We start from the raw sequence: 7,379 nt of genomic DNA, 5'->3' as shown, positions 1-7,379 counted from the left end.
TTCCAGTCCCAGGCCGCGCGCGGCGTTGGCGCTGGTGCGGTTCGCCTTGTCGAAGCTGGTCTTGTAGATGATGCCGACGTTCAGCCGTTCACCGATCTCCTTCAGGGCATGGGCCATCTCCAGGGCATGCTGGCGGCTTTCCAGCTGACACGGTCCGGCGATGAGGGCGATGCGCGCGCCGCCGCCGATGACCACGGGGGTCGTGATGCCGTTGCCGGACAGGGTGATGACGGCGTTGGGGGCACTCATAGGCGGGCTTGATCTCGTTTCTGGACCGGCATGGATCATTCATGGCGGCCTGGGGAATGCGCACGGCTGCTAGCAGGCGACGATCGTTCGGGCCACCCGTGAAATTGGTGCTGGATCGCGGAGGCCTCAGCCGGGTTGACGGCTCAGCCCAGGACTGGAGCCGGTATCGCCTGGCCAAGCTGATCCAGCGCCGCCATGATATGATACAGTGAGCTGGCGGGCGCTGCCTCATTTATGAACGAGCCGTCGGCCAACCGCTTGTCGTGCCACAGACCATCGGCCGTCAGATAGAGCCGCAGCGCGGCGAGCGCCGCCTCCGCGTCTTCCATAAGCAAGGAACGTCGGGCCGCGTCGCCTGTTTCGGCCAGGAGCAGCGCGGCCTTCAGCCATTCCGTCTGGGGCCACAGGCGCGCCCGATCGCTTCGCACCGTGCCGTCGGCGTCGAGGGCGTCGATGCATACAGGGGGCCTGTGCATCACGCCCTTTCGCCCCGTTTCATAAAGGCGCCGGCCTGCCTCGATAATGCGATCGGACCCGACACGGCGTCCATGGCGGGTCAACAGCCACGCCCACTCGAACTGGTGACCCGGCTCCACGAGCTGGCCATCCTCGCCGGCGGCCGGGGTCCAGGCCTCACTGAAGAATTCACGCAGAAACCCGCCTTCGGCATCGATGAACGTCGTCAGTGCCAGTTCGACGATGCGGTCCGCCAGGGCCGACCACCCAGGGTCCGCGCTGACTGTGGACCACGCCATGCAGGCCTCGAGCAGGTGCATGTGGCAGTTGGCCTGAAACGGGTGATCGCCCGTTTCCGCAATCGCTCCGTTGGGCATGGCCTTTGACAGCAGCAGATCGCGCAGACGCACCGCGTCCATCTCCAGTTGCGGATCGTCGAAGCCGGCCTCACGCGCCGTCGCCAGCGCCAGAAGGACGAAGGCCTGATCGTAAACCGCCGGCGAATCGTCGATGACGGACCAGTCGATCCCGAGCAGGCTGCGGCAGGCACCGTCCGGCCGCAGATAGGAGGCCCTCAATCGGTGGAGAGAGGTTGCGACGATTGCTCGCCAGTCCCCCTGCCATCCCAGCAGCCCAGCCTTGGCATAGACATAGATCTGCCGGGTCTGCACCCGCGCTCGACGCGACGTGGACGTGGGTCGACCGGACAGGGAAAGCGATTCCGCGAAGCCCCCGTCCGCCCCTAGCCCCAAGGTGCTCCACATCGGCAAGGCCCGCAGTCGCATCCAGTCGGCAAAGGCGCGCGCCGCGGCGTCGAAATCCGCCTTCGGTGGCGCGGCGAAATCCAGATGCCGGGGCGAGATCGCGCGCACGCGCTCGACGATGGTCTTGACGCCTTGGGCCTTGTCGAGCCGACACACGAGGACCGCGTCCGCCTCGACGATGATCGCCAGGTCGCTCACGCCCAAGGCCGCGACGATCATCCCGTCGGGCGCGCGCGTCAGCACGCGTTCCGCGTCTTCCAGGACGTGGATCCCCGTCGATCCTTCCCCGCTCTGGGCGATCGAATCCCATGCGCCGAGGTCTGACCAGGCGAAATCGACGGCCAGCACAGAGGCCCGTTGCGTTCGCTCCATCACGGCGTAGTCGATCGAAATCCTGGGGGCGTCCACGAATGCGTCGCCCAGCACGTGGACCGATCCCCTCCCGCCCCCATCGGGCAGCGCGGCCTCGACCGCCGCCAGCACCCCCGGCGCATGAACCCCAAGCTCTTCCGTCAGGGTCTTCGCCGCGACGATGAAGTTGCCGCTGTTCCAGAGATAGCCTGCCGCGATGAAGCCGGCGGCCGTCGCGCGATCCGGCTTCTCGTGGAAGGCGGCGACGCGCGCCATGCCGGGGGCCGTGGGCGCGATATAGCCGTAGGCTGGCGAGGGCTCGGTGGGCTGGACGCCCAAGGTCACGATCCGGCCACGACTTGCCTCATCGCGGGCGTCGCGAACGGCCGCTCGAAAGGCCTCGGCATCGGGAATGAAGTGGTCGGAGGCGACGAAGGCCATCATGCCTTCGGGATCGTGCCCGCGAACCCAGGCCGCCGCCGCCGCCATGGCGGGCGCGGAGTCGCGCGGCTGGGGTTCCAGCAGGGTGATCGCCTCGACGCCGATTTCCGCCAGTTGATCCGCGATCAGGTGGGCGTGGCCGACGCCCGCCACCACGATCAGGCATCCACCTTCGTCGACAAGTCCATTGACCCGTTCGACCGTGTCCTGAAACAGTGATCGATTTCCGGCCAGGGCGATGAATTGCTTCGGTCGCGATGGGCGGGACGCCGGCCACAGCCGCGTGCCCGCGCCCCCGCACATGATCACCGGATAAAACCCCATGGATACTGTCTACAGGACGCGTCGCCTCGAGCGATAGGGTTCCCGGGTCACACAGACACCGGCCTCGCAAGGGCGCAGGCGCTCACAAGGATACCGCCGCGACGGTCAGTTCGCCCGCATCACGATTTCGGCCGCGCCCTGCGCGGCCTCGAAATCCGGAGGCCTCCCGATATCCAGCCAGTACTCATGCATGGGATAGGCGCACACCCGGTCGCCCTGACCGACCAGCGCCGACAACAGTTCCGGCATGTCATACGGACCGTCCGCCGGGATCCGCGACAGGAGCGAGCCCTCAAGGCAATAGATGCCCGCGTTCGCCTGCCATCGGAACGTCGGCTTTTCGCGCAGGGACGTCAGGCGCACGCCGTCGATCTCGGCCACGCCGTGCGGGGCCTGAAACTGGTGTTCGCGCACGCACAGGGTCGCGCTCGCCCCGTGTTCCTGATGAAAATCAACCAGATCGCCGAACGCCAACCGGGTCAGGACGTCCCCATTCAGGACCACGACTGGGGCTTTGATCGGTTCCCTCAGCAGCGACAGAGCGCCCGCCGTGCCGCGCGGATGATCCTCGCGCAGATATTCGATTTCCACGCCCATCGCCGACCCGTCGCCGAAATGATCGGTGATGACCTCGGCCAGATAGTTCACCGCCAGGCGAAACCGGCGAAACCCCTGGTCTCTCATCCGCTCGATGATGCTTTCCAGAAGAGGGCGCCCGGCCACCTTCAGCATCGGCTTGGGGCAGGTCTGGGTCAGGGGGGCCAGGCGCACGCCGCGCCCACCGGCCATGATGACCACCAGATTGTCCCGCGCGCGCGTGGCGACGGCGGTGTCGGGATAGAGGCCGACGACGCGACCTTTGCCGTCGAGCAGGGGAGCCAGCGACACGCCCCGCTCGGACAGCCGAACCATCGCCTCGGCCTCCGGACCCGCGACGCGGATCGCCACGGGGTCGCGGTTCATGACGGCGCTGACGGGCGCGTCCATCGCCAGGCGCCGCATCAGGCCGCGCCGGATGTCGCCGTCCGAGACCGTGCCCAGCAGGCGGTGGTCGGCATCGACCACCACGATCAGCTTGCGCCGCACCGCGTCCATCCGTTCGATGGCTTCCAGCAGGCTGGTGTCCGCGGGCAGCAGATTGCCGACGATCGGGTCGACGGCGCTCATACCGCATACTCCCCGGGACGATAGAGGCCGGGATTGTCGCGGATGAAGTCCACGACCCGGGCCAGACCCTCCTCGACGCTGACCTGGGGTCGCCACCCGAGCCGTCGTCGGGCCAGGGACGCATCCGCGATCAACCGTTCGACCTCGCTGGCGGCGGGACGCAGGCGCTGCGGATCGATCTCGACCTCGACGGGAAGGCCCGCCGCCGCTCCGATCAGGGCGGGCAGGTCGCCGATGGCGATCTCGCGTCCGCCACCAAAATGAATCGTCAGGCCCTCGATGCCGGCGACAGTCCCCGCGCGCACGAAGGCGTCCACCGTGTCGTCGACGAAGACGAAATCCCGGGTCGGTCGGGTGTCCCCCAGCCGGATCGTCCGCCCCGCCAGCAGCTGCATGGCGATCGAGGGGATCACCGCTCGCGCGCTCTGGCGGGGACCGAAGGTATTGAAGGGCCGCAGCGTCACGACCGGGGTCTGGAACGACCGATGGTAGCTTTCCGCCAGCTTGTCCGCCCCGATCTTGGAGGCGGAATAGGGCGATTGACCCACCAGGGGATGCGCCTCGGTCATCGGCACGGTCTGGGCCGAGCCATAGACCTCGCTGGTCGAGGTATGGACGAGGCGACCGATCGACAGTTCGCGCACGGCCTGCAGCACGTTCAGCGTGCCCAGGATATTGGTCCGGACATAGCTTTCCGGGGCCTCGTAGGAATAGGGGATGGCGATCAAGGCCCCCAGGTGGAAGACGACCTCGCAATCGCGCGCGGCCGAAAAGACGCTGTCGCGATCGGCCAGGTCGCCCCGCGCGACCTCGACGTCCTTGCGGATCGGCGACCGGTCCAGCCAGCCGGCGTCGCCGTCCGACGTATAGCGCACCAGCGCCCGCACCCCGGCCCCCTCGGCGACCAGCCGCTCGCACAGTCGGCTGCCGATGAAGCCGCCCGCGCCGGTCACGAGCACGCGCCGCCCCGCCAGCGACATCCGGTCTGGGCCGCTCTCCATAGTCTGATCCACCCGATGCGCGCTCCCTGACGACGCGGACGCCGACGCGCCATGTTCCTCCGGCCATGGTTAACCGCCCGTAAGGCCTCCGCCCGTCACATGACGGGTGAAGACTGGATCGGCGAGCGGGGAGGGGCGACATGATCGACGGCAAGACCGTGCTCGGCATCGTCCCCGCGCGCGCCGGGTCCCTGGGGTTGCCCGGCAAGAATCTGCGCCCGCTCGCGGGCCGGCCGATGACGGCATGGACCCTCGAGGCGGGGCTGGCCGCTCGAAGCCTGGACTATCTGGTGGTCAGCACCGACGATCCTGAGGTCGCCACGCTGTCACGCCAGGCGGGCGTCGCGGTGATCGATCGACCCCCGGAACTGGCGGGTCCCAAGGCCTCGGTGCTGGACGCGATCGCGCATGCGCTCGAGACGCTCGGCCAAACCTGGGACTATGTCGTCCTGCTACAGCCGACATCGCCGCTGCGCATGGCCACGGACATCGATGCGGCGGTACGCCTTTGCCATGAGCGCGATGCACCCTCGGTGATCGGTGTGTCGCCGATGCTCAAGCCGGCCGCCTTTTATGGCCGGCTGGACGGGCAGGGGACCTTCACCCGCGCGCCGGTGGACCGGGACGAGGCCGTAGTGATCAACGGGGCCATATATGTCGGCCGCCCTAAAATTCTGTTCGAGGTCGGCGGGTTCGCGGGTCCAGGCGCTCTGGCCCACCTCATGCCGCCCGAGCGAGGCTGGGACGTCGACACCGCCTTCGACTTCGCCGTCTGCGAAGCCCTGTGGCCTCACGTCCGGGCCGAAGGAGCCCGCCCGATCGACAGCATCCGACGTTGAACCTTCAGCCCACGGAACGATCGACGAACGGCTTTCGCGCCAGACCCGCAAGGTCGGTGGTCTCCAGGATGTCCACGATCCTCTGCCCTGCGTGGCCATCGCCGAAGATCGGGGGTTGGGTTCGGGCCATCTCACGGAATTTCGGGTCCAGCGCCCGACGCAGGGCGTCGGCGATCGCGTCGGGTGCCAGGGCGCAGTCGATGACCGACGGGGGCCGCAAGCGTCCGTCCTGACGATCGCCGACATTGACCGTGGGTACCCCGGCGGCGGGGGCCTCGATCACGCCGCTGGACGAGTTGCCCACCACGGCCGCGCAGGCCGTGAGGGCGGCGGCGTAGCCTCGCGCGCCCAGAGAGGTCGAAAGGCGCACGCGTTCGGGGCATCGCGCTGCAAATCGCTCCAGCCCGGCCCGGATCACCCCCGAGCCCGCATCGGCGTTGGGCAGGGTGATCAAAAGCGTCCGGTCGCCCGCGCGCTCGAGTCCGGCGACTAAGGCCTCGACCTGGTCTGCCGGAGAGGCGGTCGCCAGGGTCTCGGGATGGAAGGTTGCTAGGATGAAACCCTCGGGGAGATCCAGCCCGGTGATGGCCGACGCCTCCGCCGCCGTGCTGACGCCGAAAGCTTTCAGGTTGTCGACGCCGGTCGCCCCGACGGTGAAGACCCTGTCGGGTGCCTCGCCCATCTGCAGCAGGCGCTGGCGATAGGGCTCGGCGCTGGTGAAATGAAGCGCGGCCAGCTTGGACACGGCATGGCGGATGGCGTCGTCCACGGCTCCGGCCGTCCGATGGCCTCCCTCCAGATGCACGATGGGCAGGGCCAGGGGGACCGCCGCCGCCGCCGCCGCCAGGGCCTCGGTCCGATCCCCCAGGATCATGATCGCGTCCAGGCCCAGCTCCACATAGGCTTGCCCCGCGCCCCGCAGCACGGCCGCCATGTCGACGACGATCGAGGTCGGGCTGTCATCCGTCAGCGCCACGGGCACCCGAGCCGATGCTTGCCGGCCGTCGGCTTCGATCTCGGCGAGGGTGCGACCATGTCGGTCCGACAGATGGGTGCCGGAAACGATCAGCCTCGGCTGAAGGGCGGCGGACCCCTGCAGGGCCGCGAGCACCGGCCGAAACAGACCATATTCCGCGCGTGTGGCCGTGAAGACACCGATGAACCGTGTCCTGGCCGTCATGTGGGCCGGTTCTCGTCCGCGGGCCGGTCCCACATCTGCGCCTCGCACCCGGTCGGCCTGTTTACCATGGCGGTCATGCGACCACGCCTTTAGAGCGGTTCGGACGGCCGCGCCATGGCCCGGCCACGCCGCCCTGTCGTTCCACGCCGCCGATTTCTCCTGTAGCTTCAACGCCACGGTCCGGCCGTTGCCGGTCATGGGGGCAATCGGGGTATCGACCTCGTGCGGCAACGCTGTTATGACCCCGACTGGCGGTGAGACCGCCGCATTGATCAATTATGGCTGCGGAGGGCTCACACCCATGCGTTTCAAGACTATGTTCCTGGCTTCCAGCGCGGCGGCGGCTCTCGCCCTGTCTGCTGGTGCTGCATCGGCTGAGCCGGATGGTTGGTATGGGGCGGTAGACGCCGGGTACCACGTCATCGACGACATCAACGCCGAGTCTTCGGTGACGGGCAACAACTTCAACTTTGAAGTGAACGACGGCTGGGCGGCGTTTGCGCGTCTGGGCTACCGTTTCGACGCCAACTGGCGCGTCGAGCTGGAGGGCGGCTATCGCTCGGGCGACATCGGCCGCGTTCGCGCGGTGTCGGGTCCGAACGGCATC

General features: G+C 68.1%; 6 protein-coding genes and 1 pseudogene. 2 read left to right on the top strand and 5 right to left on the bottom strand.

Annotation, left to right across the window (positions count from 1 at the left end):
* The 4 genes and pseudogenes from AC1DW4_RS15035 to AC1DW4_RS15020 all read right to left on the bottom strand — a co-directional run.
* Positions 1-249: pseudogene (locus tag AC1DW4_RS15035) on the bottom strand (3-deoxy-8-phosphooctulonate synthase); the annotation flags it as partial.
* A gap of 143 nt (positions 250-392) precedes the next feature.
* Positions 393-2,585 (bottom strand): AGE family epimerase/isomerase, encoded by a 2,193-nt coding sequence (locus AC1DW4_RS15030; protein ID WP_477018066.1) that lies wholly within the window; start codon positions 2,583-2,585, stop codon positions 393-395.
* Between the two features lie 105 nt (positions 2,586-2,690).
* The gene (locus AC1DW4_RS15025; RefSeq protein ID WP_477018065.1) at positions 2,691-3,752 is read right to left on the bottom strand and encodes a nucleotidyltransferase family protein; all 1,062 of its coding nucleotides are present in this window, start codon (positions 3,750-3,752) and stop codon (positions 2,691-2,693) included.
* Complete coding sequence (locus tag AC1DW4_RS15020) at positions 3,749-4,753, bottom strand: SDR family NAD(P)-dependent oxidoreductase (protein ID WP_477018064.1); 1,005 nt, start codon at positions 4,751-4,753, stop codon at positions 3,749-3,751. Before AC1DW4_RS15020 ends, AC1DW4_RS15025 begins: the two co-directional genes overlap by 4 nt.
* A gap of 140 nt (positions 4,754-4,893) precedes the next feature.
* On the opposite strand from AC1DW4_RS15020, the gene AC1DW4_RS15015 reads away from it, so the two are divergent.
* Positions 4,894-5,592 carry an acylneuraminate cytidylyltransferase family protein gene (locus AC1DW4_RS15015; protein WP_477018063.1) on the top strand — a complete coding sequence of 233 codons (699 nt, stop codon included), beginning with the start codon at positions 4,894-4,896 and terminating at the stop codon, positions 5,590-5,592.
* A 4-nt stretch (positions 5,593-5,596) separates the two neighbouring features.
* Here AC1DW4_RS15015 and neuC read toward each other — a convergent pair whose 3' ends face one another.
* Positions 5,597-6,772 (bottom strand): UDP-N-acetylglucosamine 2-epimerase, encoded by a 1,176-nt coding sequence (gene neuC, locus AC1DW4_RS15010; RefSeq protein WP_477018062.1) that lies wholly within the window; start codon positions 6,770-6,772, stop codon positions 5,597-5,599.
* 301 nt (positions 6,773-7,073) lie between these two features.
* Between neuC and AC1DW4_RS15005 the strand changes: the two genes are divergently transcribed.
* Positions 7,074-7,379, top strand: a 306-nt coding sequence (locus AC1DW4_RS15005) for an outer membrane beta-barrel protein (protein ID WP_477018061.1), incomplete at its 3' end; no start/stop codon positions are given.

Source organism: Brevundimonas sp. P2_A6, assembly GCF_056404975.1.
Note: the sequence above shows the minus strand (reverse complement) of the source record. Positions and strands in the feature narration are given on the sequence as shown.

Excerpts from the sequence above, each read along its gene's own strand:
- neuC (WP_477018062.1), bottom strand. The coding sequence starts at position 6,772 with ATGACGGCCAGGACACGGTTCATCGGTGTCTTCACGGCCACACGCGCG.
- AC1DW4_RS15030 (WP_477018066.1), bottom strand. The coding sequence starts at position 2,585 with ATGGGGTTTTATCCGGTGATCATGTGCGGGGGCGCGGGCACGCGGCTG.
- AC1DW4_RS15025 (WP_477018065.1), bottom strand. The coding sequence starts at position 3,752 with ATGAGCGCCGTCGACCCGATCGTCGGCAATCTGCTGCCCGCGGACACC.
- AC1DW4_RS15015 (WP_477018063.1), top strand. The coding sequence starts at position 4,894 with ATGATCGACGGCAAGACCGTGCTCGGCATCGTCCCCGCGCGCGCCGGG.
- AC1DW4_RS15020 (WP_477018064.1), bottom strand. The coding sequence starts at position 4,753 with ATGGAGAGCGGCCCAGACCGGATGTCGCTGGCGGGGCGGCGCGTGCTC.